Annotated in this window: 25 protein-coding genes and 1 tRNA gene; 15 read left to right on the forward strand and 11 right to left on the reverse strand. The window is 43.7% G+C overall.

Features of this window, described 5'->3' with window-relative positions; genetic code table 11:
* Positions 1 to 167: 167 nt before the first annotated feature.
* Positions 168 to 638: a DUF2147 domain-containing protein gene (locus WC615_RS06045; protein ID WP_372977223.1), complete on the forward strand. Its 471-nt coding sequence runs from the start codon at positions 168 to 170 to the stop codon at positions 636 to 638.
* 81 nt (positions 639 to 719) lie between these two features.
* A complete protein-coding gene (locus WC615_RS06050) occupies positions 720 to 1,190 on the forward strand; it encodes a DUF2147 domain-containing protein (protein ID WP_372977224.1) in 471 nt (156 codons plus the stop codon).
* Between the two features lie 61 nt (positions 1,191 to 1,251).
* Here the strand turns inward: WC615_RS06050 and WC615_RS06055 are convergent, their stop codons facing one another.
* The 4 genes from WC615_RS06055 to WC615_RS06070 all read right to left on the reverse strand — a co-directional run bounded on the left by WC615_RS06055 (position 1,252) and on the right by WC615_RS06070 (position 5,409).
* Positions 1,252 to 1,827, reverse strand: a complete 576-nt coding sequence (locus WC615_RS06055; protein WP_372977225.1) for a YceI family protein — start codon at positions 1,825 to 1,827, stop codon at positions 1,252 to 1,254.
* A 115-nt stretch (positions 1,828 to 1,942) separates the two neighbouring features.
* Positions 1,943 to 2,731 carry an alpha/beta fold hydrolase gene (locus tag WC615_RS06060; RefSeq protein ID WP_372977226.1) on the reverse strand — a complete coding sequence of 263 codons (789 nt, stop codon included), beginning with the start codon at positions 2,729 to 2,731 and terminating at the stop codon, positions 1,943 to 1,945.
* A gap of 698 nt (positions 2,732 to 3,429) precedes the next feature.
* Positions 3,430 to 4,533, reverse strand: a complete 1,104-nt coding sequence (locus tag WC615_RS06065; RefSeq protein WP_372977227.1) for a Gfo/Idh/MocA family oxidoreductase — start codon at positions 4,531 to 4,533, stop codon at positions 3,430 to 3,432.
* 81 nt (positions 4,534 to 4,614) lie between these two features.
* The gene (locus tag WC615_RS06070) at positions 4,615 to 5,409 is read right to left on the reverse strand and encodes an N-acetylmuramoyl-L-alanine amidase (protein WP_372977228.1); all 795 of its coding nucleotides are present in this window, start codon (positions 5,407 to 5,409) and stop codon (positions 4,615 to 4,617) included.
* Positions 5,410 to 5,630: 221 nt separating this feature from the next.
* Between WC615_RS06070 and WC615_RS06075 the strand changes: the two genes are divergently transcribed.
* The 6 genes from WC615_RS06075 (at position 5,631) to WC615_RS06100 (ending at position 10,356) form a co-directional block, all read left to right on the forward strand.
* Positions 5,631 to 5,963, forward strand: a complete 333-nt coding sequence (locus WC615_RS06075; protein ID WP_372977229.1) for a hypothetical protein — start codon at positions 5,631 to 5,633, stop codon at positions 5,961 to 5,963.
* Between the two features lie 199 nt (positions 5,964 to 6,162).
* Complete coding sequence (mnmD, locus tag WC615_RS06080; RefSeq protein ID WP_372977230.1) at positions 6,163 to 6,864, forward strand: tRNA (5-methylaminomethyl-2-thiouridine)(34)-methyltransferase MnmD; 702 nt, start codon at positions 6,163 to 6,165, stop codon at positions 6,862 to 6,864.
* Positions 6,865 to 6,960: 96 nt separating this feature from the next.
* Positions 6,961 to 7,764: a nucleoside triphosphate pyrophosphohydrolase gene (mazG, locus tag WC615_RS06085; RefSeq protein ID WP_372977231.1), complete on the forward strand. Its 804-nt coding sequence runs from the start codon at positions 6,961 to 6,963 to the stop codon at positions 7,762 to 7,764.
* Between the two features lie 63 nt (positions 7,765 to 7,827).
* Complete coding sequence (locus WC615_RS06090; protein WP_372977232.1) at positions 7,828 to 8,253, forward strand: hypothetical protein; 426 nt, start codon at positions 7,828 to 7,830, stop codon at positions 8,251 to 8,253.
* A gap of 149 nt (positions 8,254 to 8,402) precedes the next feature.
* Positions 8,403 to 8,957, forward strand: a complete 555-nt coding sequence (locus WC615_RS06095; protein WP_372977233.1) for an RNA polymerase sigma factor — start codon at positions 8,403 to 8,405, stop codon at positions 8,955 to 8,957.
* The gene (locus tag WC615_RS06100; RefSeq protein ID WP_372977234.1) at positions 8,950 to 10,356 is read left to right on the forward strand and encodes a hypothetical protein; all 1,407 of its coding nucleotides are present in this window, start codon (positions 8,950 to 8,952) and stop codon (positions 10,354 to 10,356) included. The genes WC615_RS06095 and WC615_RS06100 overlap by 8 nt, the downstream gene beginning before the upstream one ends.
* Before the next feature lie 30 nt (positions 10,357 to 10,386).
* Here the strand turns inward: WC615_RS06100 and WC615_RS06105 are convergent, their stop codons facing one another.
* Entirely contained in the window at positions 10,387 to 11,658 is a 1,272-nt protein-coding gene (locus tag WC615_RS06105) for an ABC transporter permease (protein WP_372977235.1), read from the reverse strand.
* 35 nt (positions 11,659 to 11,693) lie between these two features.
* Here WC615_RS06105 and WC615_RS06110 point away from each other — a divergent pair, with 35 nt between their 5' ends.
* Genes WC615_RS06110 through WC615_RS06130 form a run of 5 tightly spaced genes read left to right on the forward strand, consistent with a single transcriptional unit; the run spans position 11,694 to position 15,233 of the window.
* Positions 11,694 to 12,938 carry an exo-beta-N-acetylmuramidase NamZ domain-containing protein gene (locus WC615_RS06110; RefSeq protein WP_372977236.1) on the forward strand — a complete coding sequence of 415 codons (1,245 nt, stop codon included), beginning with the start codon at positions 11,694 to 11,696 and terminating at the stop codon, positions 12,936 to 12,938.
* 18 nt (positions 12,939 to 12,956) lie between these two features.
* Positions 12,957 to 13,877: a methionyl-tRNA formyltransferase gene (gene fmt / locus WC615_RS06115; protein ID WP_372977237.1), complete on the forward strand. Its 921-nt coding sequence runs from the start codon at positions 12,957 to 12,959 to the stop codon at positions 13,875 to 13,877.
* Positions 13,878 to 14,669 (forward strand): DUF3050 domain-containing protein, encoded by a 792-nt coding sequence (locus WC615_RS06120; protein WP_372977238.1) that lies wholly within the window; start codon positions 13,878 to 13,880, stop codon positions 14,667 to 14,669. It abuts the gene before it with no gap.
* A gap of 44 nt (positions 14,670 to 14,713) precedes the next feature.
* A complete protein-coding gene (locus WC615_RS06125; protein ID WP_372977239.1) occupies positions 14,714 to 14,953 on the forward strand; it encodes a hypothetical protein in 240 nt (79 codons plus the stop codon).
* Positions 14,937 to 15,233, forward strand: a complete 297-nt coding sequence (locus WC615_RS06130; protein WP_372977240.1) for a type II toxin-antitoxin system RelE/ParE family toxin — start codon at positions 14,937 to 14,939, stop codon at positions 15,231 to 15,233. Before WC615_RS06125 ends, WC615_RS06130 begins: the two co-directional genes overlap by 17 nt.
* Before the next feature lie 4 nt (positions 15,234 to 15,237).
* Here WC615_RS06130 and WC615_RS06135 read toward each other — a convergent pair whose 3' ends face one another.
* Both WC615_RS06135 and WC615_RS06140 read right to left on the reverse strand, forming a co-directional pair.
* Positions 15,238 to 16,074 (reverse strand): aminotransferase class IV, encoded by an 837-nt coding sequence (locus WC615_RS06135; RefSeq protein WP_372977241.1) that lies wholly within the window; start codon positions 16,072 to 16,074, stop codon positions 15,238 to 15,240.
* 99 nt (positions 16,075 to 16,173) lie between these two features.
* Positions 16,174 to 17,232 (reverse strand): RluA family pseudouridine synthase, encoded by a 1,059-nt coding sequence (locus WC615_RS06140; RefSeq protein WP_372977242.1) that lies wholly within the window; start codon positions 17,230 to 17,232, stop codon positions 16,174 to 16,176.
* A 78-nt stretch (positions 17,233 to 17,310) separates the two neighbouring features.
* Here WC615_RS06140 and WC615_RS06145 point away from each other — a divergent pair, with 78 nt between their 5' ends.
* The gene (locus WC615_RS06145; RefSeq protein WP_372977243.1) at positions 17,311 to 18,198 is read left to right on the forward strand and encodes a 1-aminocyclopropane-1-carboxylate deaminase/D-cysteine desulfhydrase; all 888 of its coding nucleotides are present in this window, start codon (positions 17,311 to 17,313) and stop codon (positions 18,196 to 18,198) included.
* A 313-nt stretch (positions 18,199 to 18,511) separates the two neighbouring features.
* Here WC615_RS06145 and WC615_RS06150 read toward each other — a convergent pair whose 3' ends face one another.
* The gene (locus tag WC615_RS06150; protein ID WP_372977244.1) at positions 18,512 to 20,683 is read right to left on the reverse strand and encodes a DUF5916 domain-containing protein; all 2,172 of its coding nucleotides are present in this window, start codon (positions 20,681 to 20,683) and stop codon (positions 18,512 to 18,514) included.
* A 256-nt stretch (positions 20,684 to 20,939) separates the two neighbouring features.
* Between WC615_RS06150 and WC615_RS06155 the strand changes: the two genes are divergently transcribed.
* Positions 20,940 to 21,593 (forward strand): methyltransferase domain-containing protein, encoded by a 654-nt coding sequence (locus WC615_RS06155; protein WP_372977245.1) that lies wholly within the window; start codon positions 20,940 to 20,942, stop codon positions 21,591 to 21,593.
* Between the two features lie 34 nt (positions 21,594 to 21,627).
* Here the strand turns inward: WC615_RS06155 and WC615_RS06160 are convergent, their stop codons facing one another.
* From WC615_RS06160 to WC615_RS06170, 3 genes are all read right to left on the reverse strand, one after another.
* On the reverse strand, positions 21,628 to 22,377 hold the full coding sequence (locus WC615_RS06160) for a hypothetical protein (protein WP_372977246.1): 750 nt from the start codon (positions 22,375 to 22,377) through the stop codon (positions 21,628 to 21,630).
* 178 nt (positions 22,378 to 22,555) lie between these two features.
* On the reverse strand, positions 22,556 to 23,488 hold the full coding sequence (locus WC615_RS06165; protein ID WP_372977247.1) for a DUF5996 family protein: 933 nt from the start codon (positions 23,486 to 23,488) through the stop codon (positions 22,556 to 22,558).
* 211 nt (positions 23,489 to 23,699) lie between these two features.
* Positions 23,700 to 23,770: transfer RNA gene (locus WC615_RS06170), tRNA-Cys, on the reverse strand.
* Between the last annotated feature and the right edge of the window lie 8 nt (positions 23,771 to 23,778).

Genomic DNA, 23,778 nt, shown 5'->3' on the forward strand with positions numbered 1-23,778 from the left:
CATCTCAAATATATAAAAGTACTGGGCAGATGCTACTTTTAGGGCTAAGGAATTAACTATTACGTTTTCACTATACGTAAAACATTTTTATACTTATCACAAACAATTACGTATTTATGCGTTAATGTTTTTAGCTGTGGCTAAAGCAGTATTATCCTATTCCCCCTATGCGTTATTTATATACTTTTTTACTGATCGTACTTTGTTTTTTTACTACCGTTAAAGCCGGCCCGCCTGATGATGACGCCGGCACTAAAGCTAACCGCATTTGCGGCAAATGGGCATCAACCGAGAAAAACCTGGTGGTAGAAGTGTATCCTTACAAAAACACATTTAAAGCAAAAATAATATGGTTTACCGGCGGTGTTAGCAAAGCCAAACCTATGGAAACCATTACTGACGTTAAAAACCCCGACCCATCCCTGCGTACCCGTAAAGTACTCGGACTTGATGTGGTGGAAAACCTGGTATACAGCCCAAAATCAGACACGTGGGAGGGCGGCAAGATCTACGAAGTGCAAAGCGGAAAATACTGGAGCGCAGCAGCTTACCAGGATAAAGGCGGCCTGCTTAAAGTAAAAGGCTATTGGAAAATGAAGCTATTTGGTAAAACCATGACTTTTAAGCGGGTACTGTAAAATCATTTTATTTTTACCCCAAAAAAAACTTGCAGATCTGGCATTACAATTGTCTATATTGTATTATTAAATGACATTGGTATGGCAAATCAGTTTATGTGTGGTTTTGTGGCTTTGATGCTGATTGGTAGTACCAATTACCATACAACTGTTGCAACATCTGCGGCAGCGGCCGAGAAAGTTTGCGGTAAATGGAAACTTGATGATGACAAACTGATTGTGCAGGTTTATAAAGAAGGGGCCGAATATAAAGCCAAAATTGTTTGGTTTGATGACCACGACGACAGCAAAGAGCTTAATTACTGGACAGACGAGAAGAACCCCAACCCTGCCCTGCGCAGCCGCAAGCTTTTAGGTATGAACGTACTGGAGCAGCTTACCTACAACCAGCAAACCAACAGCTGGGAAAATGGCATGATATACGATGCTAAACATGGCCGCCTATGGAATTCATCCGCTTACATAGATAAAGAGGGGGCGTTAAAAGTAAAAGGCTACTGGCACTTTAAGTTTATTGGCAAAACCCTTACGTTTAAACGGCTTAGCCTATAAATAAAAAAGCGGCCCCAATCACAAGGGCCGCTTTCTCTGCATTTATATATTTGAAAAACTATTATTGTTTCAGGAATTCGCCGCTGGCATTAAGTTCAACTTCGTCGCTTAACATTGGCGCGCCATATTTGCTGCCAAAGCCAAAATCAGAACGTTTGATGGTGCCGCTAATCTTAAAACCGGCATCAGGGCCTTTGGTCATTGGGTTGGTGATAGTACCACGGTAAACAACATCTAATGTAACCGGTTTGGTAACACCATGTAAAGTTAAGTTACCTGTTACTTTATATTTGTTTGTACCTGCCGCTTTAACGCTTGTGCTTTCAAAAGTTAAGGTTGGGAATTTAGCAACATCAAAAAAGTCTGCCGACTTTAAGTGGCCATCGCGGTTATCGTTATCGGTATTAACTGATGCTGTGTTAGCTGTAAAAGTGTATTTAGCGTCGCTAAAATCAGGCTTTGCAGCAACAATTGATGCATCAAAATCTTTAAAGGTACCATCAACGTCAGACACTGCTAAGTGAGTGATGGTAAATTTTACATGTGAGTGTGCTTTATCAGCTTTCCAGGTGCTTTGTGCAAATACAGCCGTTTGCATAAATAATGCTGCTGCAGCTAAGGTTAAGATTTTTTTCATGTGTGCTTATTTCAGTTTAATATTTTTTGTATGATCCAAAGGTAAATAAAGGTTTGATATGTTGTAAACAAAAAGATGTTTAAACATCTTTTTTGAAAAATCAATGACAAATTAGTTATTTCGTTTCAAAAAAAGCGTCTACCCGTTTATTAAATTCTGCAGCCTTTTCTATCAGCGTGCCGTGGCCCGATCCTTTTACTATCCACAGCTTACTGCCGGGTATATTTGCCTGTATAAGGCGGGTATGTTTATCGGCAATAACATCATGCTCGCCGGCTATGATGTATGCCGGGCATTTAATTTTATGCAGGTCGGTTAGTTTAATATTAGGTTGCTCCCAGTCAAGCATAAACATTTTCCAGGCGTTCTTTTCGGCTGCGGTGCGCCATTGTTTATTCTTATTCTGCTCGTAATATTTTTTTGAGTTTGGCCACCCGGTCGGGTCGGCATAGCTGGACGCATCGGGTGTTATATTAGCCCCGGTTGATGCAAACTTGAGTACCTTGCCGGGATGCCGGATAGCCATTAATATGGCGTTAATGCCGCCATCGCTCCAACCCAGCACGTAAGCTTTGGGTATATGCATGGCATTTAGCAGGGCCGCAAAATCATCTGCCATCTGCTCAAAAGTAATGGCGTGGTTAGTATCAACCGATTTACCCTGCGAGCGGCTATCCACCAGTATCACCCGGTACTTTTTTGAGAAGTATGGTACATTTTCACTAAAGGCGCTCATATCGCCGCCATTGCCATGTATCATCAGTAGCGGTTCGCCGTGGCCGTACTCTTCAACATACAGCTTTATTCCGTTTACATTATAATACTTACCTACGGCCTCGTTTTTGCCATAAGGTGTTTTTTGCGCAAAGCTAAACACTGATAATAGTTGGGGTATCAGGGCCATTAATAAGAGTCGTTTTAGGTGCATGGGACTGGATGGTATTGGTGTGGTAAATATAACCGGGATTGAGCGGATTTTTATGATGGGGAGGATTTTTCTTTCTGCTTCTTCCCCGCGCGTCTTTGCGAGGTACGAAGCAATCTCCTTAGGATAGGTAATAAACTATACAATTATCTTGTACGTTGGCCAACGAATCAGCATCTCTCATACTAAGTAAACCACTATAATCATTCGCCGCTCATTGCCGCGGAGGCTACTTCTTTCTCTTGATAGAAAGAAGCAAAGATCAAGACAGAAAAAAGCTTCCCCGCACAGGCCTTTACCTTTTGGCCCGCTTTTCTGTCAGGCCTTTACCCGCGTTCGGCACCATGCATATCTAATTAACCTTGGCTTTTAGCCAACTGAGTGCAAGTACCAGCCCAACGGCACCGCCAAATGCGGCATAGCGTAACGCACGGCAGCACCGCACCTGCTAAAGCACTCCCTTTCCAAGTGCGTTACCAAGCCGCGACTTTTCTTTGGTTACTTTCTTTTGAGAGAAAAGAAAGTAACATCCACAGGCTTGGCGTACACTCACAACCCATTCCTAACGAAGTACTAACTATCGACCTTACTATCGGGAGATTGCTTCGTACCTCGCAACTACGCGGGGGGAGAAACTTCGCGATGACGCGGTAGAAAAAATAGCGTATCGAGTAAAATTAAATATTCTCCCACTTACCACTATCCAAACTCCGGTAAATGGCGTCAACCACTTTCATATCCTTCAACCCTTCCCCGCCGGGCACACGGCTTTGTTTTTTAAGGGTAACACAGGTGGCAAAATCATCCATTTGCGCAGCCTGTTGTATAATGTTGGGGATCTGCATGGGCTTTCCGTTTATTTTACCATCCAACCCGTCATAACCATAGGCGGGCTGCAATTCAAAAGTGCCTTTTTCGGCCCGGGCGCGCAGGTAGCTCCAATCGTGGTTGTAACTGCTTTTACCGGTAACCTTTTGCCCGCCCGGGAACTTCAGCTCCCAAAAAACGGTTTCGTCCACATCTTTAAACAGTTGCGGCCGGGTTTTCTCCTGCCGGGCTTTAACAGCTATTGGTTCTTGTCCCAAAGTATATCGGCTGCCCTGTATGGCGTAAATACCCATATCCATTAAACCGCCACCGCCTGCCATGGCCTTTTTTAAGCGCCATGCGTTGGGGTCGCCGTTGTAGGTAAAACCGTTACCGGTATCAATTTGGGTTACTTTGCCAAAAACCTGTTTCTGCCCAAGGCGCATAACCTCTTGCGTATGCGGCTCAAAATGCAGGCGGTAACCAATGGATAGCAGTCGGTTAGCCTTTTTACAGGCGGCTATCATGTCGCGGCACTCAGCAGCGTTTAGCGCCATTGGCTTTTCGCAAATAACGTGCTTGCCTGCCCGCGCGGCACGGATGGTATACTCCTTATGCATCGATACCGGCAGCACCACGTACACAATATCTATATCGGGGTTGCCGGCTATCTCATCAAAGTTTTGGTAGTTGTATATGTTTTTTGAGGCAATGTTATACTTTTTAGCCCAGGTGGTAGCCTTAGCGGGCGTACCTGTAACAATGCCTGCCAAATAGCAGTTTTTGGTATGCTGCAATGCAGGCGCCAGTTGCCCGCCGGCGTAGCTGCCCAAACCAACCAATGCAACCCCAAGGCGCTTGCCCGGTTTGGCCAAAGCCAATTGCGACAAGGCAGGGCCAAGCATCAGCGCACCTGCGGCTATTGAACCGGTGCGTATAAAATCTCTGCGGGATGTTTTAACAATAGGTTTCATGGCGGTATATTTAGGTATATTTAAATATACGCGCAAATTTTGTACCTGTAATTATATCAGCCGTAAAAAACAGCAGCCAATTTATTCAAGTCCTTCCTTGTATTTTTTTATGGCTATAATAATAGACCGTACAATATCATTTTGCCCTTCGGATGAATTGAGGTATTTCTCGTCAGCTGGGTTATTGATAAAACCCGTTTCTATGAGCAGACCCGGCATACCGCTTTGCTGCAGCACCAGTACGCCCTGCTCGCGCACGCCCAGGCTTTTACGGCCATCTTTTTCTTTAAACTGCTCATTCAACAGGTTGCCAAAATGGATGCTTTGTTTACGATACCGCTGTTGGAAAGCTGCCAGCACAATTTCGTTTACAGCAGCGTCTTCACCATAGCCGTTATATTTTTTCTTATAATCCTTCTCAATAAAAATAGAGGCATTCTCGCGCAGGGCTTCCAGTTGCTCGCCTTTGCGATGATAACCGTATACCAAAAGCAGCACCCCCCTGCCCTTTCCAACCCGGCCCGGCGATGAGTTGCAATGGATGGATATAAACAGGTTGGCCTTATTATCATTAGCAATTTCAGCGCGTTTGTGCAACTCAATAAACTTATCGGTACTGCGTGTCATGATCACATCCACACCGCTTATCTCGTTATTAATAGCCACTTTTAGTTTTTTGCCTATGCTCAGGGCTATGGTTTTTTCGTTAGAATATGCTCCATGCGCGCCGGGATCTTTACCGCCATGGCCTGGATCAATAACGATGGTTTTAAACTTAAAAGATTGGGCAGTTTGTGATAGTGCCGGTAAAGCGGCCAGCATCAGTATAAAAAGAATAGCGTATTGTAAAATAATTTTAAAGTAACCGGATAACATGGCGCAAAGGTAGGCGGATTGTCATGGAAAACATAACCTGCTGATAATGTTTACACCTCATTTTTATGCACATCAATAACTTTTTTTAAAATCTTACCCCTTTTGGCTATACTCTTTAGTATCGATTTTAAAAAAAAGTGCAACCCGGGCAGCGGTATCTGCGTAATAATTAAACCGGGCAACTTGTCACTATAAATTGAATAAAGAAGAGGATAATTTATATGAACGAAATTTTCACAACATCAACAGTCAACTTTTTCTACTTTATGGTAGCCGGTTCTGCTATTGTGTACCTGATACTAAAATTTGACAAGGCAAACAGGAAAAAATTCAACAAGGTGATGATAGAGGCTAAAGATGTAGAACCTATGTTGATGCGAAAATCGGCCCGGCAGAAGATCCACACTTTAAAAATGGCTTGCAGCGACGAAAAGATAGACCGCACTATGGTTGAAAAACAACTGGATGAACTGGTTGCGGATTATGATAAAGGCCATATTAGCCTGCCCGATTATTGCAACAAACTAAACCGTTTGCTGGCCATGACGGCATAATTAAAAGGTTGGTTTTTGGAGGCCGGAGATTCGGTTAATTGCTCTGGCTTCCTAACCTCTTTCTGTAGCAAATTCTAAACTCTAAATTCTAATCTTAAATCCTTATCTCTGACGACTCCTTATTTTAAGGCATGCAAAGTATATTTTAGAATTTAGAACTTAGGTTTTAGGATTTTAACCTGTAGGTTTGTTTTAATATATGGACACAGATCAACCCGCCCCGCACTTACAAATTGTTACCACATCCGATGGTTCAAACACCATATACAACGCGTTGGTTGGCGAAAATTACCACTCGCGCCATGGGGCGCTGCAAGAGAGCCGGCATGTGTTTGTACACTCGGGGCTTGAGTATTTTTTGGAGCATAGTGGCACAGACAATAACAATGTATCTATCCTGGAAGTAGGCTTCGGTACCGGTCTAAACTTCCTCCTAACGGCTGATCTTTGCACTCAACAGGACATTAACCTTATTTACACAGGCATTGAGGCATACCCGTTAACAGATGCAATGCTCGCCCAAACAGGGTATGACCAATATGTGGCTGCTCCGATATGGCAAAGCTTGCTTCAAAACTACCGGAAAGCATTATTATCACCCACACAGCTCAACAGCCGGGTGCAGTTGCAGGTTGCGGTTACACCACTTGAAGATTTTGCCTCTGCCATAAAATATGATGTGATATACTTTGATGCTTTTGCCGCCATACACCAGCCCGAAATGTGGAGCGAAGAGGCCATTACCCACACCCTTAAATTTTTGAAGCCCGGCGGAGTGTTTGTGACCTATGCCATAACCGGCAACCTAAAACGGACAATAAAAGCTTTGGGTTTAAAAGTTGAGAAGGCACCGGGGGCACCAGGAAAACGCGAGATGTTGAGGGCCGTTAGTAACCTATAGCGGGCGCTTGGAGGGTGTTTTTTGGCGATTGGAGGGCGGTTTAAAGTCGTAAAACGTCGCCGAAAACCTTACATTTGTTATACATAAATACATAGCATGCCAATAACTGCACCCATTACCGCTAACACCCCATCCGGCGCTTTTGAACGCCTGCTTACCATAATGGACGACCTGCGGATCAACTGCCCATGGGATAAAAAGCAAACGCTGGAAAGCCTGAGGCACCTTACCATCGAAGAAACCTACGAACTATCTGACGCCATATTAAGCGGCGATATGGACGAAATAAAAAAGGAGCTGGGCGATATTATGCTTCACCTGGTGTTTTATTCGCGCATAGCATCCGAGACTGATAGCTTTAACATTACCGGGGTACTAAACGGCATTTGCGATAAACTGATAAACCGCCACCCCCATATTTATAGTGATACCCTGGTAAATAACGAGGATGATGTAAAGCGCAACTGGGAACAAATAAAGTTAAAAGAGGGTAATAAATCTGTTTTGGGGGGTGTACCCGCCTCGTTACCGGCATTGGTAAAAGCATCTCGTATACAGGAGAAAGCCCGCGGTGTTGGGTTCGACTGGGATAACAAGGAACAGGTTTGGGCTAAGGTTGAAGAAGAATTACAAGAGTTTAAAGATGAGTATAACGTTGCTAATGAAAGCGACATAGACCATGATAAGGCCGAGGGCGAGTTTGGCGACCTGCTGTTCTCATTAATTAACTATGCGCGTTTTATTGGCATTAACCCTGAAGATGCCCTGGAAAAAACCAACCGAAAATTTATTAAACGTTTCCAATACCTGGAGAGCAAAGCCAAAGAACACGGCAAGCAACTGCATGATATGAACCTTGCCGAAATGGATGTATTTTGGGAGGAAGCGAAAAAAGTTTAAAATTATTGCTTAATTGTAGCGTTTTCAAATTATCTGCGTAGTGTATTTGTAACCCCAAATGATATGAAAAGATTAATTTATGTATTGCCGCTTTTATTACTGCTTGCAGCCGGTTGCTTTAATGACCAGGGCAGCATGCCGGCGCCCGATCCATCAGGAACGTTTTCGGGTGAATTCAGAAGGATCCACAGGAATACAGACCAAACCATCGATACTGTAAAAGCCAATATAAAGGTGATTATTGAACCGGGTAAAGGCTACCACGTACTGGGCGATACAACAACCGTACATGCCGGCAGTAAAGGCCATTACGGCATTAACGGCAACGCGATACTGTTTGTAGACAGCACATTAGCCAAAACCGGCACCCCTATAAAAACCCACCTTAACGGCGAATACTTGTTTATTTACAACGGCAGCATTTTCCAGATGGTGAGGACATCGGGTGATACCTTAAGCTTGCAATACGACCTTAAAAAGACCAATTAATTATTGTTTTAACACCTACAGTACCCGTAGTTTGGCATAGCTAAAGCTATGGGTATTTGTATTTTACAAAAATAGTTAGTTAGGGTTGTAGCGTTTAACTCTTTAATGCGTAATATATAAATCGACTGGAGCAGTACTAATAATATTTAATGCATTTACTTCACCGCGTTACTGAAGAAGAGATAGTCAGTAAGTGTAAATCGGGCAGCATAAAACACCAGGAATTACTATACAAACAGTTTTATGGCTATGCTATGGGTGTAAGTATGCGTTACAGCCTAAACGAAGATGATGCATTAGAGGTTGTTAATGACGCTTTTATAAAAGTTTTTAATAATATAAGCACCTACAATACCGATAAGCCCTTCAGGGCCTGGCTGCGCACCATTGTTGTAAATACCGCTATTGACAGGCGCCGTAAAGAAATAAAGCACCAAACCAACACCGATATTGAAGATGCCTATGGGGTTGGCAATAATGCAACAGTAATAGATAGTTTAAATGCACAGGATATTTTAAAGCTGATGAAGCAATTACCGCACATACAGCTTACAATTTTTAACATGTACGAGATAGATGGCTATAACCACGATGAGATTGGCAAAATATTGAATTTGCCGGCAAGTTCATCAAGGGTTTATCTGAGCAGGGCGAAAGATAAATTAAGGCACCTGTTAACAAACGAAACACGAAACCATGGATGAGCAGTTTGATAATAAACTAACTAACCACATCAGGGAGGTGTTTGATAATTACGAACACCCCGGTGTTGAGCACGGTTGGGAGCAGTTAAGGAAGAAATTCCCGGCTGAAAAGAAGCACAATAAAGTTAGCTGGCTTTGGTGGAGCAGTGCCGCAGCCATGATAATTGTATTTTTAGGCATAGGCATGTGGTATAACAAGCAGGATACAACCGTAAGTAAACTTGCAGTAAAACCTGCTGTGAAAAAACAACAGCCTGTAATTGAAGGCCCAAAACCGGTAAATAACAATACACCAAACTCAATAACACCGGCAACAACTAATGAGGCTGTGGTGGCAAAAAATAATGCGCCTGTATTTATTAATAAAGGTATTCCTCCAATACATTATAATGCGCCTGCTGTAAACCCTGCTAATACATCACCTGTTAATGCCAATGTAAATACAGCCGCACAAGCACAACAGGCAATGGCAAATTCGGCCATGGCAAATATTGCACAAAATGGAAAACCCACACAAACTGCAAATTTATCGCCGGGTATAGACAGCCAAAGGATTGTTAATAATACCCCTAACCAGCCACAGTTAGCAGCCATAACGCAAAACGGGCAGGCACAGGCAAATAACAATCTTGCTGCAAATAACGTAACCAAAAAACCGGCAAAAACAATGGCTGATATGTTTGCCGAAGACAAACTAAACCAACCCAATAAAAAGAGCAACTCTGATAAGCAAAACAGCAAAAAGGTAAATTTCAGCATTTATGCGGCAACTTATTTTAACTATGCCGAAGGCAGCGCAAACCAAATAAATGCAGGTGCGGGTTTCACCTCAGATTTTAGGCTGAGCAAAAACTTAAAACTATCTACAGGGGTTGCTCTGGCGCAAAATAGTTTAAGCTATAACTCATCGCCGCCGCAATCACCATCGGCAAACGGGTTTGTAGCCTCTGCCCCTGCGGCAAAACAGCAGGATGCTTTGTTTGCAACTTCGGCTGTTTTACCGGTGTTTAAAAATTATAATGCCAGCCTGGTAGGCCTTGATATACCTATCAATATAAAATATGAGTTTAACCCCGAAAAAAGTGATGCTTATATATCTGCGGGGTTAAGTTCGGGTACATTTATTGACGAAAGTTACACCTACCATTATGGTTACGGTAATGGTACATCATCCTCTGCAAGTACAACCCAGGAACAAACAACCCATAACAGCTTTAACAACTTTTACTTTGGCAAAACGCTTAATTTTTCATTTGGCGTAGGTTACCCGGTAGGTGGCAACAGGCTTATTGTTGAGCCATTTGTGAAATACCCGCTTGGTGGCCTTGGTGCACAGGATATACGTTTTGGTGCCGGTGGTGTTAATCTTAAATTCAGTTTTAAAACGCACAAAAAATAGTAAATAAAAGCCGCTTACCAAAAGAGGCTTTTATTTAAACCTGATAGCCTTAACGGGCGAAATGCGTGTAACCAGCGTTGATGGTATAATAAGTACCAGTAAGCAAGTTATCAGTGTGCCTATATTAAGCAATATTACATCTGTCCATACAATTTTTATAGGCACAAAGGTCATGTAATAAGATGCCTGATCGAGCTTAAAGAAGTGTGTTTGCTGCTGAAAATACCCCAGGCCAAGGCCAAGCGCGTTACCTAATAATAAACCCACCCCTATCAGGAAAGCCGCGTTATATAAAAATATCTTTTGGATGGCCCAGTTGCCCGCTCCCATTGCTTTAAAAATACCTATCATAGCGGTACGCTCCAATATCATAATAAGCAGTGCCGATATCATATTGATAACCGCTACCGCTATCATCAGCACCAGCATTACAATGGTGTTTACATCCAGCATATTCAGCCACTCAAAAATGGTAGGGTAGTTATCTAAAATGGTGTATGATTTTAGTTTGATGGGCAGCTTATTGTCAATAGCATCGGCGGCAAGGTTCAGTTTATCAAAATCGCTTATTCTCACTTCGTAACCACCAATTTCTCCGTTTGTCCAATCGTTAAGGCGTTTTATGAGTGCCAGGTCGCCAATTACAAAGGTTTTATCAACCTCATCAACCCCTATATTAAATATACCTACAATTTTAAGCTTACGTTTGCGCGGCGGGTTTTGTACAAAATACATGATCACGTCATCGCCGGTTTTAAGTTTTAGGCGGTCTGCAATTGTTTGCGATACCATGATCTGCAATTGCACATCGGTAGTATCGGTAAAATTGATAACCGAGCCTGATACCAGCGTTTTTTTAATGTAGTCCCATTTGTAGGTTTTATCTACGCCTTTTAACACTACACCTTCTATCTCGTTATTGGCTTTGATGATGCCTGGTTTGGTGGCATAGGGGTAAAGGGCATCAACCAGCTTAACCGACTTAATATCTTTAACAAGATCGGCACTATCTGCAAACCCCGATTTTTCGTACGATACGTTATTATCGGTCTTAACAATTTGAATATCGCTGCCAAACCCCCTAACCTTTTCGCGTATTTCTTGTTTAAACCCTTTTATAACAGCCAGCGAAAGTATCATTACGCCAAGGCCCAGCATAATACCAATAATGGCTATGCGCACAATCAACTTTGAAAAAGTACGCTTGCTTTTTAATGTAATACGACTTGATATAAACCCGGCGAAATTCAATGCAGAATGATTTTTAGTACCTTCGCAAAGATGCGTTTTTACAGTAAACATACCGCTTTAAAATTTGCTTTAATATTTAAAAACTTATGATCGGCATTAAAATATACACCCCGCTTTTGGCTTTAAGCCTCCTGGCATTTAAGTGCGACAACTTTGCCCAGGTGCCAAAGGCCGCTAAAAAAGCGAATAAAACCGTAGCGGTAAAAAAAATCGTCGCTCCAATACTTCCCGCTGCCGACAGGACAAGTGAGTACCTTGATTATTTAAAAGGCCGCAAAATTGGTATGCTGATCAACCAAACATCTATCATCGGCAGTAAAAAAATGCCTTTGGTTGATAGCTTGTTGAAGTTAGGAGTTGGTATAAAAAAGATATACGGGCCCGAGCATGGCTTTAGAGGCAATGCCAGTGATGGTGCTACTATTAATAACACTACCGATGCCGTTACCGGCCTGCCTGCTATATCCCTTTACGGCAAGCATTTTAAACCAACGCCAGATGACCTGAAAGGAATAGACCTGATGATTTTTGATGTACAGGATGTTGGCACGCGCTTTTATACCTATATATCTACCCTGCATTACGTCATGGAAGCCTGTGCCGAAAACAACATTGAACTGATGGTGCTCGACAGGCCAAACCCCAACGGCGTTTTTATAGATGGCCCCATATTGGATACCGCAGGATATCGGTCTTTTGTAGGTATGCATCCCATACCGATTCTGCACGGGATGACGATTGCCGAATACGCCCAAATGATAAACGGCGAGGGCTGGTTAAAAAACAAGGTAAAATGCAAGCTTAAGATTATTAAAGTGGCCAACTACGCCCACAATATGGATTATACACTCCCGGTAAATCCATCGCCAAATTTAAATACGGCGCAGTCGATATTACTGTATCCGCATATCTGCTTTTTTGAGGGAACTAAACTGAGTTTAGGCCGCGGCACCTTGTTTCCTTTCCAGGTTATCGGCAGCCCTTTATTTAAAAGTAAATACGAGTTTTCGTTTAAACCGTTAAGCATACCCGGCATGAGCGATAACCCGCCGTTAAAAGACACGGTTTGTTATGGGCTCGATCTTAAAAATTACAATATGCAAACCATCCGCAACAGCGGAAAACTTAATTTAGCCTGGTTAATTGACATGTATAAAATATACCCGGATAAAGCCCATTTCTTTATCCCGTATTTTAAGCGGCTGGCTGGTAATGATGTGTTGCGCCAACAGATAATTGCAGGTAAAACCGAAGCAGAGATACGCCAAAGCTGGGAGCCCGGTTTAACAAAATTTAAAGCTACACGCAGCAAATATTTGCTGTATAACTAACATAACACTCGCCCCCTTATGAGAATAATATTTATGGGTACCCCGCAATTTGCTGTAGCATCCCTTGATGCATTGTTAAAGGCTGGTTGTGATATAGTTGCCGTTATAACTGCTCCTGATAAACCGGCCGGTCGCGGGCAAAAGATAAATCAATCGGCAGTAAAGCAATATGCCGATGCCAACGGAATAAAAACATTGCAGCCCGAAAAGTTGAAGGACCCTGATTTTATTGCCGAACTGGAAGCCCTTAAGGCCGACCTGCAGGTGGTGGTAGCCTTCAGGATGCTGCCCGAGGTGGTTTGGAATATGCCGCCAAAGGGCACCATAAATCTGCATGCATCTTTACTTCCGCAATATCGCGGTGCTGCACCTATTAACTGGGCCATCATAAACGGCGAAAAAGAGAGCGGTGTTACCACCTTCTTTTTAAAGCACGATATTGATACCGGCGATATTTTATTTACCGAAAAAGTAACCCTTACCGGCAAAGAAACTGCCGGCGACCTGCACGACCGCCTGATGAATAAAGGTGCAGGCCTGCTTGTGAAAACCGTTAAAGGAATAGAAAGTGGCCGCTATCACGAACACCCGCAGGAAGAACTGGCCGAAGGCATGGAACTAAGGCATGCCCCTAAATTATTCAAAACAGATTGTCTGGTAGATTTTAACCAACCTGCAGAACAGGTTTATAATTTGATAAGAGGGTTAAGCCCCGCACCAACCGCTTATACCATATTAAACGATAAAGTATTAAAAATATATAATGCCGATTACGAGCCCGGCGAACCGGGTATAGCTGCCGGTGGTTTTGTAACCGATAATAAAACCAAGTTAAAGTTTGCCGCTAAGGATGGCTTTATCAGCGTGACAGATGTACAACTGGAAGGCAAGAAACGCATGGCTATTGAAGAATTTTTGAGAGGTAATAAATTTAATTAAATGAACAGTACTGATAGAATAGCGCAATTAAAAATAGAAATTGAGCCGCTACGCGAACAACTGATAGCACACCCATTATACCAAAACATTAACACCATTGATAGCCTGCATACTTTTATGCAGCACCACATATTTGCCGTTTGGGATTTCATGTCGTTACTGAAAGCCCTGCAACAAAACCTAACCTGCACCACCCTGCCCTGGATGCCGGTTGGCAATGCTAACACCCGTTACCTGATCAATGAGATAGTAACCGGCGAAGAAAGCGATGTGGACCACACCGGCGAACGTACCAGTCATTTTGAACTATACCTGAAAGCCATGCAGCAGGCAGGCTGCGATACATCCGCTATTGTATCGTTATTTAAACAATTAAGTACGCAAAAGGATGTAAACATCGCGTTAGCAAATGCTGAAATGCCCTCAGCCGCCCGCGACTTTGTGAAGCATACTTTTGAGGTGATAGCTACCAATAAAAGCTTTTTACAGGCCGCGGTTTTTACCTTTGGCCGCGAAGATCTGATACCAGGCATGTTCATAGAAATGGTAAAAAAACTAAACGGACAACTGCCCGGTAAAGTTGAAATATTACTCTATTACCTGGAGCGCCATATTGAAGTTGATGGCGACCACCACTCCCTGTTAGCCTACCAAATGACCGCCGAACTTTGCGGCGATGACGACAGCAAATGGACCGCAGCCACAGTTGCTGTTAAACAAGCATTACAGGCAAGAGTTGCCTTGTGGGATGGGATACTGGCAGAGATAAAGGCGGAAGTTACTGAGGCGTAAAGAGCACGCTTGTAAAATAATTATAAAACGAGTAACTTTATAGTATGAAGTTGGCAGAATTAAAATCAGAGTTTCATAATTTGATTGACAAAACAAACGACCCTGAAATTATAGAACAGTTTTTGGGTGCGATGAATCAGTCCTTGAACTCTGATGGTTCAGTGTGGAGGTCTTTATCTCCAGCTCAACAACAAAGTGTTTTAGATGCTTACGAAGAAAGCAAAGATGATGATGGCCTTACAACTCTTGAAGAATTAAAAGCGAAGTATGCCAACTGGTCTTAAAGTAGTTTTATCTAAAAAAGCTGATAAGGACTTTGATGATATCATTAATTACATTAAAAAAGATTTTGGCAGCCAGCCAGCAGTCAATTTCAAAGCATTAATCTTAAATTTTTTAGACTTACTACAAGCTTTTCCAGAAATTGGCAGTTTAGAATTATCAAATAAAAATCTGCGCGCTTTTGTAGCACATAAACGGCTAAAGATTTTCTATCGTGTAGATAGCAATAGAATAATTATCTTGAGATTGTTTGATACGAGACAGCATCCTGATAAACAATAATTCCCTACAACTTATTCAACTCATCCATCAGCGCTTTGCTGATGCGGTTAAAATAGCGCTTTACACCATAACCCATAACCCATTGGATGCCTTTGGTGGCATTGGTTAAAAATACTTCGTCGGCTGCGTTTAATATCTCGGGGTTTATCTGGGCTTCGGTAACGGGGATATTATTATCCAGGGCAAGCTGTATCACTACCCGGCGCATTACCCCTTCCACACAACCCTCGCTTAAAGCCGGGGTGTATAAATGATTTTGGTACCACACAAATATGTTTGAGCTGTTAGCCTCGCACAAAAACCTGTTCTGGTTTATCAGGAATACATCATCCAGCTTGTTTTGCTGTTTATAGATCCCCGCCATTACATAAATAAGCGAATTACAGGTTTTGATGTTTGATAACCAGTTTAGCGGCTTAGGCAGCTCGGTATAAACATCCATAATAAGGCCGCGCTCGTTTAAAAAATAACGCGGCTCTTCTATCGGTTGTATTTCCAGGCAGTAAGCCATTTTGTTTTGGGTAGGTGCATACAAACCTTCGGCATCTCTAAAAACGGTTAGGCGCAACCGGCCATGCTTTATTTTATTACGGCGGGCAAGTTCTTCAACCTTCTCCTTCAAAAACCAGCTATCGGCCTGCGAGTAACCGTCTATCTTTAAGGCTTTCATTCCTTTTTGCAGGCGTTCGGCATGCAGCTCGGGAAATTTGAGCTTACCCTTCATTACCCGCATACTCTCAAACAAACCATCGCCATACCTAAATGCCCGGTTGGCAATAGTAAGTAGTATACTGTCTGCAGGTAATATCTCTCCGTTAAAATTTATATAAACAGGCGGCATTTAAATGAGCTAATTTTTGGTCTGCAAATTTGCAGATTTCTACTGGTTAATATCAGTGCTATTAACGTCATTTTCTCAAATTAGATTGTAAAAAAATAATTATTCGTTTTCCGGCTGTATCTCGCCTGGTGTATTAGCACTGGTATATTTCCGCCACTTCTCTAAAACACCTTTAAAATCCTCAGGTAGCGGGGCTTCAAAGTAAATATCTTTTTTTAGCGATGGGTGCAAAAACCCAAGTGATTGTGCATGTAGTGCCTGGCGGGGCATTATCTCAAAACAATTCTCAACAAACTGGCGGTATTTACTAAATACAGTACCCTTTAAAATTTTATCACCGCCGTACATCGCGTCACTAAATAACGGGTGACCAATATGCCTCATGTGCGCACGGATCTGGTGGGTACGGCCGGTCTCAAGCTTGCATTCTATTAAGGTAACATAACCCATGCGTTCTAACACCCTATAATGGGTCACTGCCCATTTGCCTTTCTCCGGGTCATCATATATGGACATTACTCTGCGGTCGTTAACGCTGCGGCCAATATAGCCGCTAACGGTGCCGTCCTCAGCAATATCGCCCCAGGCCAGTGCAATGTATTTACGGTTGATGGTATGATCGTAAAACTGTTTGGCCAGGTAGTTCATGCTGCGCTCGTTTTTACTGATAAGCAGCAAGCCCGATGTATCTTTATCAATACGATGCACCAAACCCGGCCGGCCATCATTGCCAGGCAGGGTTGGTAACTGGTTAAAATGATAAACCAACGCGTTTACCAGTGTGCCCGTGTAATTATTATAACCGGGATGCACCACCATACCGGCAGCTTTGTTTACAATAAGCACATCGTTATCTTCGTAAACAATCTCTATTGGTAAGTTCTCCGGATAAACTTCGGTATCGCGCGGAGGGTGTGGTAATACTACCGAGATCACATCTTGTGGTTTTACCCGGTAGCTGGCCTTTATAACCTTATCGTTCACCAGCACATTGCCGGCATCAATAGCATTCTGGATGCGGTTACGCGATGCGTTTTCGACACGGTGCATCAAAAACTTATCAATTCGTAACAACGACTGACCTTTATCAACAACCACGCGCAGGTGTTCAAACAAATCCTGTTCGTCGCTATCAATTATAGTAGTCTCGTCTGTCATTTGGCAAAAGTAATGTTATTAGGCTTAAGCCCAAAGGCGCTGTAATAATATATCAGCTTTACTTTATAAGTTTGCAATGTGGATATCAGCCTTGAAATATACAGCCCTGTTCAGCAAATAAAAAATGAACTGTTTGCCAGCAAAGGCATCGAGGTGTTCATTAAACGCGATGACCTGATCCACCCTATCATATCCGGCAATAAATGGCGCAAGCTTAAATATGTGTTGCTGCAAGCGCAGGCGCAAAACAAAACCCACCTGGTAACATTTGGCGGTGCATATTCCAATCATCTACTGGCAACAGCTGCGGCAGCAGCCAAATTTGGTTTTAAAGCCACGGGTATTGTGCGCGGCGAAGAAGTACAGAACGACACCCTTTTTCTGTGTAAACTGCATGGCATGCAACTCATTTATACCGACAGGGGCAGCTATCGCGATAAGCAGGCATTATTCGCTAAGTTCTTTGCTGATGATGAGCAGGCCTTTTATATAGACGAAGGCGGCGCATCTGCCGAAGGTGCAAAAGGCGTTAGCGAACTGGTTGATGAACTGACCGACACCTACGATCATATCTTCTGCGCTTGTGGTACCGGCACTACAGCCGCCGGCATTATTAACGGACTAACCAAACATAGCTCTCCTACTCTCTTTAACGCTATCCCTGTGTTAAAGAATGGCGGTTTTATGCAGCATGAGATAGATAAGTTTTTAACTACACAAACCAATTATTCCCTGCATCTAGATTATCACTTTGGTGGCTACGGCAAAACCACGCCGGATCTTATTCAATTCATCAAACAATTTGTAGCCGATACCGGCATCCTGATAGAGCCCATCTACACCGGTAAAATGCTTTATGCCTTATATGACCTGGCGGTAAAAGATCACTTCTCTCCCGATAGTAAAATACTGGCTATCCATAGCGGCGGTATTTGGGGATTGCTGGGGATGAAGGATAAATTTTAACCGGGATTTAGCGGATCTTTACGATTGCCCGGATTCCGCAGCCCCGCGTCAGCAAACAGCTTCGGGCGAAAGCGGGCAAAACTATGGCGGCCTGTACGTGGTAAGGGCATAGGAACTTTTGCAGAAGCGTGGTGCAAGAGCGAACGCAGTGGGGCAAAAGATTCCAGCCCGTGGTTCTGACCGATTTGCGGGGTAAAGGCTGGGCCCAAATATAAATCCTTGGCAAACCATTATTCTTTAAAGCTAATTCTGTTACCGAATTAGTTGACCTTTACAACGATGACGGGTGGAAAGATCGGTACTGGCGTGGTAATTATATGTTCCACCAATACGTCCATTTGATGGTTAGTTGCCTGTTCTTAACCGTAAACGGCGAAGGGATGGAATTGTCGCCGTAAACAATAAAAAGGTCGGAGGCGGGCTTATAGCGCCATTGCAGGCGGCTGTTAATGTTCATATTACGGGCTTGCTCATTGTATTGCACATACGTGGTAAAATACAGGGTATTGGTAAAGGTTACATCAGCACGCGGGCCAATCAGCCAAAACTTATTACGGCCATAAGGTGCAGGCAGGTGCAGGTCATTAAAGGAAGCGTTCAGTATTAAATTCACATACGGCTGAAAACGGTACCCTACCTGCCCTATCAGCGTATTTTTGTTACCACCATTATAATACCCCCCGTGCGCGCCTTCAACCAGGTAAGTAAAAACGCTTTGCGGTTTCGATGCAAACTGCACATCAATGGTATTCCAATGGTTAGCAAAACCGGTTGGCAGCATAGGCTTGCCGGTGTTGGTCGGATCGAAGGGGCGCAGCAGCTTTACGTAATCGTCAAGGCCGGATATGGTTAGCGTGGCACGGCTGCGGAAGGTAATCAGGTAGCTCAGGATGGTTTCATTATCAGTAGAGCGGAAGCCTTCATCAAAAAAGTAGATCCCCGATGCCTGGATTCCATGCGATAATATGGAACCGCTCTTGGGGAAAAAGTTATGCTGTATCAGCGGGTTTAGCTTGTTATAACCCGTGCGGGGTACATAACCAGCTTCGGCCTTGTAGTTTTCGCCCACATACTGCTGCTGCATGCTGAATGTCCAGTATTTGCTGAGGTATTGCAGGTTGGCGGCTCCCACAAAATCGTGCCCCTGCACACCCGGGCTAAATGATTTCAGCGCCAGGAATTTCCCCGTTAACAGGTTATTGGATGATGCCAGGTTAAATTCGGCTCCAACGTTGCGATTATAAGCCGCGGCAGTGCTACCGGGTGAAGGCGCGCTACCGGTACCATCACGGTTAACAAACATAAACCCGATATTGGAACGCGAGAACACCCGCCTTTGCAGGGTTACAATACCAAAATTTTGTCCCGGTAAATTATCTGAAGATGACTGCCCGGTTTGGATATCCATCACCCCGATGCGCCAGTCCTTATCAATTTTGCCGGTTAACCTTGCACCGGCCCGGATAGGTGCATTAAGCCCCACCCTGCGCGAAAAGAACGGCCGGATATCGGCGTAGCCAAAATTAGCGAACAGGTCGCCGTTCTCTAAAAAGAACTGCCGTTTTTCGGGGAAGAAAAGCTCGTACCGGTTCAGGTTTATCACCTGCTGGTCCACATCCACCTGCGAAAAATCGGGATTAACGGTCATATCCAGGTTAAGCGACGAAGTAAGACCTACCTTTACGTCGCCACCGATCTCCTTACGGTAAACTGCGTCTTTATGGTTCTCAAAATCTTTGGTAATGCCTCCCAGCGCGTAAGGAATTACAGAAATATTATGCGTGGCTACAGGTGGCGCTTCATCCCAGATAATGGTACCTGTATAAGCCAGCGATGCCGTTGGGAACTGCCTTGGTACAGGCGCCCAGCTCGATTTTTCGGTAGTGACCAGGTCGTTGCGGCTAAAGTTGATGCCCCACTCTTTGATGCCTTTTTTATACCGGATACTTTTAAAAGGGATAGCCGCCTCAAAAACCCATTTATCCGGGTAGTTTTTTACAGATGAGAACCATTTGTTATCCCAGCTCAGGTCAACCTTGCCGCCTTCGTACATGGTTCCGTCCCACTGCGCTCCGGCCGCATTGGCGCCAAAGCTAAAACCGTCGGTACGGGCATCAAAGGGGTCCATAAAAAAGATGAAGTTGTCGTTCTTCAGAAAGCTAAAATCGCGCTTAAGCGATTCTACCATATAACCCGAAGTTGGGGTATAGCAAACGGCCGAAATGTAAAAGTTATCATTATCATAAGCCATGCGTACCACCGTGCGCAGTTTGGCAAAGCTGGTATCCATGGGCAAAACCATAAAGAAATTGGCAGCGGTATCGGCGCTGAGCCAGTCGGCCTCGTCCAACAATCCGTCAATTTTTATGGGCGATGCCACGCGGCGGATATGATACTTATAATTAGCATTCTTTTTTTGCGCGAACACAGCACCGCCAAGTATGCAGCAGCATAACAGCAGTAAGGTAAACTTTGGTTTTAGCAATTTGGTATGGTACTTAGGTTGTGAGATAATACCACCGTTTATGTGTTAACGGTACACAATAATATAAATATTAAATTAAAAACAATAACCGGCAGCATACCGGCCAACTGTTTTTTAAAAGAGTATGTAATATTGTTACCTTGCATACAGGTTGACCTACCCGCTGCCCCCTGTACTGCGTAAAGAGGGGTGGAAAGATTTTATCTTAAAGGGATGTTGGGGTGGTTAAATACGGCGATTAACAATTACAAACACTATGGCAAATAACCTGCAACAATTATACGGCAATATCGATATCTACCTGTTTGACCAGTTACTGAAAGGCCGGTTTGATGCTTGCGCCAAGGTACTCGATGCCGGCTGCGGCGGCGGGCGCAACCTGGTTTACTTTCTGCAGAACGGGCACGAGGTGTACGGCATAGATCCAAATCCCGAGGCTGTTGCCCAGGTACAAATGCTGGCTAAAGAGCTGGCACCAAATATCTCCGCGAAGAACTTCAAGGTTGCTAAAGCCGAGTCAATGCCATTTAAAGTTGAAACATTTGACCTGGTGATATGTAGCGCCGTGCTGCATTTTGCTAACGATAGTAATCATTTCGACGCCATGCTGCGCTCGATGTGGAACACGCTGAAACCGGGTGGCTACTTTTTTGCGCGCCTGGCATCAGATATAGGTATAGAAAAATTGGTTTTACCTTTAGGCAACAGCCGCTACGCCCTGCCTGATGGATCGGAACGTTTTTTGGTGAATGAGCAGATATTGATAGAATATACAACCGACCTGGGCGGCCAACTGGTTGAGCCTATCAAAACCTCCAACGTGCAAAATTTAAGGTGCATGACAACCTGGTGCTTACAGAAAGTAGGTTCGCCTAAATCCGCACCAAAAGAGCGAACTTTCTCTTTGTGATAAATGGTGCTAACCGGTTATGCGTTTTTGCTTATTACTGAGCCTCAAAAACAGTATTGCCAAAAATATCTTTCTTGTAGGTGCCTATTGTTTTCCCTGATTCATCTTCTACAACAGTATTGCCGAAGATATCTTTTTTATAAACCCTTTTTTTTCCGTTACCGTATTCTTCAACGTCGTTTCCAAAAATATCTTTTTTGTAGGTTGCGATAGTTTTCCCTGATTCATCCTCTACAACCCTATCGCCGAAGATATTTGTTTTATATACCCTTTTTTGTCCGTTACCGTATTCTTCAACGTCGTTTCCGAATATGTCTTTCCTGTAGGTGACGATCATCCTCCCTGTTCCATCCTCTACAACCTTATCGCCGAAGATATTTGTTTTATAGACCCTTTTTCTTCCTTCGCTATCTGTTACGGTATAATCTCCAAAAATATCTTTTTTGATGGTCGCGATGGTTATCCCGCGTTCATCCTTTATATTCGTATCACCAAAGATGTCTTTCTCATAAATCCTTTTCCTTCCGCCGCCATATTCTTCCACATCGTTACCAAAAATATCTTTGGTAAGGGTTGTGATATACCCGCCCCTTTCATCTTCCACGATCATGTTACCGGATGCATCCTTTTTATAGACCTTTTTAAACCCACGCTCGTCTTCCGCGATCAGGTTTCCTGAAGAATCTTTGTTGTAGCTAATGTTTTGGCTATGCCCGATGTAAGTAATAAATATCATTAAAGCTGTAAGCAACAGCTTCCTTATTGGTAGGTCAACAATTTTCATGCTTGTGGTTTGGTTATGTGGTTGTTTGACACCTCCCCGCCCGCCATGGTTTATCGCGCTTCTAAATATTATTTCATTGAAAATGTGAGCTTTCGAAAAACACAGATGCATTGTTATTGCTGATTGGGCAGAAAACAGGGTTTTCTTTTTAATACAACGTTATGCCGGGTTTATACCATCACTCCTTTAACCCCTGCAAATCACATTCAAGCGTCTTATCCCAATTGCCGGTAATGGCTGCCGCATTATAGGTAGTTTGCAGAAACTGGCGCAAAGTTTCTTCGGGTTTGGCCGATTGCTGTACCACTTCATAGGTCAGTAAAAACTCGCCCATTTCGCCGCTGTAAAACGCTTCGGGCGGGCTAACTTGTTGCTGGCTAAATTCGGCAGGCGTTGGGTAACAATAGCTATAAAATGCCGGGTGCGGGAACTGCTCGCCGCCCAGCCAAAAACCGCATGAGCTAACTTCGTGCGAGTATGCTTCCTGCATTACATCATCGGGCATATTTGGCGCCCCACCAGGATGCTTTGGCGCCGGGCGGCCACTGAAACGGGTAACTGCCAGATCAAACGCCCCCCAAAAGAAATGCACCGGGCTGCATTTGCCTAAAAAGCCCGCCCTAAAATCGGTAAACACATTATGGATGCGTATAAGCGCCTGCCAAATGATTTGCATAGCATCGGCATTGTATGTACAAGGGGTAGTATTTTCGGCAAACGGCACAGCCGGGTCAACCTCATTGGGTACGGCATAAATTTCAACATCAACACCGGCGGCTTTTAGGTTACCTATTAGCTCATTATAAAAGTCGGCTATGGTTTCTGCACCTAAAGCTGATGAGTGTTTTACACCCGTGCTGGTAGTTATTTGTAATTGATGATCTATAAAATCAAGATCTATTTGAAAAACACCACCCTCATAAGGGATACTGCCTGTAGTTAACCCTGTAGCACTTACATACAGGGTAACCTGCCAGGAATGATTTATCCATGGCATTTTTTTGAGGCGCACCTTCCCAATCATCTGTGTCCACATGTGTACAGTAGCGATGGTATCCTTCAGGTAATGGTATTCCAATTTGGGCCAGGTGTGGGTTGTGTTGCTCATCATGTAAATATACAAGCAAATGAGCAATTTGTTATTAAGGCTTGATAGTTTACTCACCCGGTCATTCGCTACGCTCGGCGAGCCTCTTTTCGCTGCGCGAAAAGAGGCTCGCGCACAAAATGCCACTTGCTGTGAGTCAATTTTAGCAATAACAAAAAAAGCGATGAGCTCCTCAGCCCACCGCCATCAGTTATTAGTCAGTCAGTATAGTTAGACGTCGCGGGTAGATTCGAACTACCGTTAAAGGTTTTGCAGACCCACACCTATCCTCTCGGCCACGCGACTTTATGCCT

The sequence above is a fragment of the Mucilaginibacter sp. genome, assembly GCF_041663085.1.
Taxonomy (GTDB): Bacteria; Bacteroidota; Bacteroidia; order Sphingobacteriales; family Sphingobacteriaceae; genus Mucilaginibacter.

What these genes read in the sequence shown, in the direction of transcription:
- WC615_RS06045 (WP_372977223.1), top strand. Translation starts at nt 168, where the DNA reads ATGCGTTATTTATATACTTTTTTACTGATCGTACTTTGTTTTTTTACT.
- WC615_RS06050 (WP_372977224.1), top strand. Translation starts at nt 720, where the DNA reads ATGGCAAATCAGTTTATGTGTGGTTTTGTGGCTTTGATGCTGATTGGT.
- WC615_RS06055 (WP_372977225.1), bottom strand. Translation starts at nt 1,827, where the DNA reads ATGAAAAAAATCTTAACCTTAGCTGCAGCAGCATTATTTATGCAAACG.
- WC615_RS06060 (WP_372977226.1), bottom strand. Translation starts at nt 2,731, where the DNA reads ATGGCCCTGATACCCCAACTATTATCAGTGTTTAGCTTTGCGCAAAAA.
- WC615_RS06065 (WP_372977227.1), bottom strand. Translation starts at nt 4,533, where the DNA reads ATGAAACCTATTGTTAAAACATCCCGCAGAGATTTTATACGCACCGGT.
- WC615_RS06070 (WP_372977228.1), bottom strand. Translation starts at nt 5,409, where the DNA reads ATGTTATCCGGTTACTTTAAAATTATTTTACAATACGCTATTCTTTTT.
- WC615_RS06075 (WP_372977229.1), top strand. Translation starts at nt 5,631, where the DNA reads ATGAACGAAATTTTCACAACATCAACAGTCAACTTTTTCTACTTTATG.
- mnmD (WP_372977230.1), top strand. Translation starts at nt 6,163, where the DNA reads ATGGACACAGATCAACCCGCCCCGCACTTACAAATTGTTACCACATCC.
- mazG (WP_372977231.1), top strand. Translation starts at nt 6,961, where the DNA reads ATGCCAATAACTGCACCCATTACCGCTAACACCCCATCCGGCGCTTTT.
- WC615_RS06090 (WP_372977232.1), top strand. Translation starts at nt 7,828, where the DNA reads ATGAAAAGATTAATTTATGTATTGCCGCTTTTATTACTGCTTGCAGCC.
- WC615_RS06095 (WP_372977233.1), top strand. Translation starts at nt 8,403, where the DNA reads ATGCATTTACTTCACCGCGTTACTGAAGAAGAGATAGTCAGTAAGTGT.
- WC615_RS06100 (WP_372977234.1), top strand. Translation starts at nt 8,950, where the DNA reads ATGGATGAGCAGTTTGATAATAAACTAACTAACCACATCAGGGAGGTG.
- WC615_RS06105 (WP_372977235.1), bottom strand. Translation starts at nt 11,658, where the DNA reads ATGTTTACTGTAAAAACGCATCTTTGCGAAGGTACTAAAAATCATTCT.
- WC615_RS06110 (WP_372977236.1), top strand. Translation starts at nt 11,694, where the DNA reads ATGATCGGCATTAAAATATACACCCCGCTTTTGGCTTTAAGCCTCCTG.
- fmt (WP_372977237.1), top strand. Translation starts at nt 12,957, where the DNA reads ATGAGAATAATATTTATGGGTACCCCGCAATTTGCTGTAGCATCCCTT.
- WC615_RS06120 (WP_372977238.1), top strand. Translation starts at nt 13,878, where the DNA reads ATGAACAGTACTGATAGAATAGCGCAATTAAAAATAGAAATTGAGCCG.
- WC615_RS06125 (WP_372977239.1), top strand. Translation starts at nt 14,714, where the DNA reads ATGAAGTTGGCAGAATTAAAATCAGAGTTTCATAATTTGATTGACAAA.
- WC615_RS06130 (WP_372977240.1), top strand. Translation starts at nt 14,937, where the DNA reads ATGCCAACTGGTCTTAAAGTAGTTTTATCTAAAAAAGCTGATAAGGAC.
- WC615_RS06135 (WP_372977241.1), bottom strand. Translation starts at nt 16,074, where the DNA reads ATGCCGCCTGTTTATATAAATTTTAACGGAGAGATATTACCTGCAGAC.
- WC615_RS06140 (WP_372977242.1), bottom strand. Translation starts at nt 17,232, where the DNA reads ATGACAGACGAGACTACTATAATTGATAGCGACGAACAGGATTTGTTT.
- WC615_RS06155 (WP_372977245.1), top strand. Translation starts at nt 20,940, where the DNA reads ATGGCAAATAACCTGCAACAATTATACGGCAATATCGATATCTACCTG.
- WC615_RS06160 (WP_372977246.1), bottom strand. Translation starts at nt 22,377, where the DNA reads ATGAAAATTGTTGACCTACCAATAAGGAAGCTGTTGCTTACAGCTTTA.
- WC615_RS06165 (WP_372977247.1), bottom strand. Translation starts at nt 23,488, where the DNA reads ATGATGAGCAACACAACCCACACCTGGCCCAAATTGGAATACCATTAC.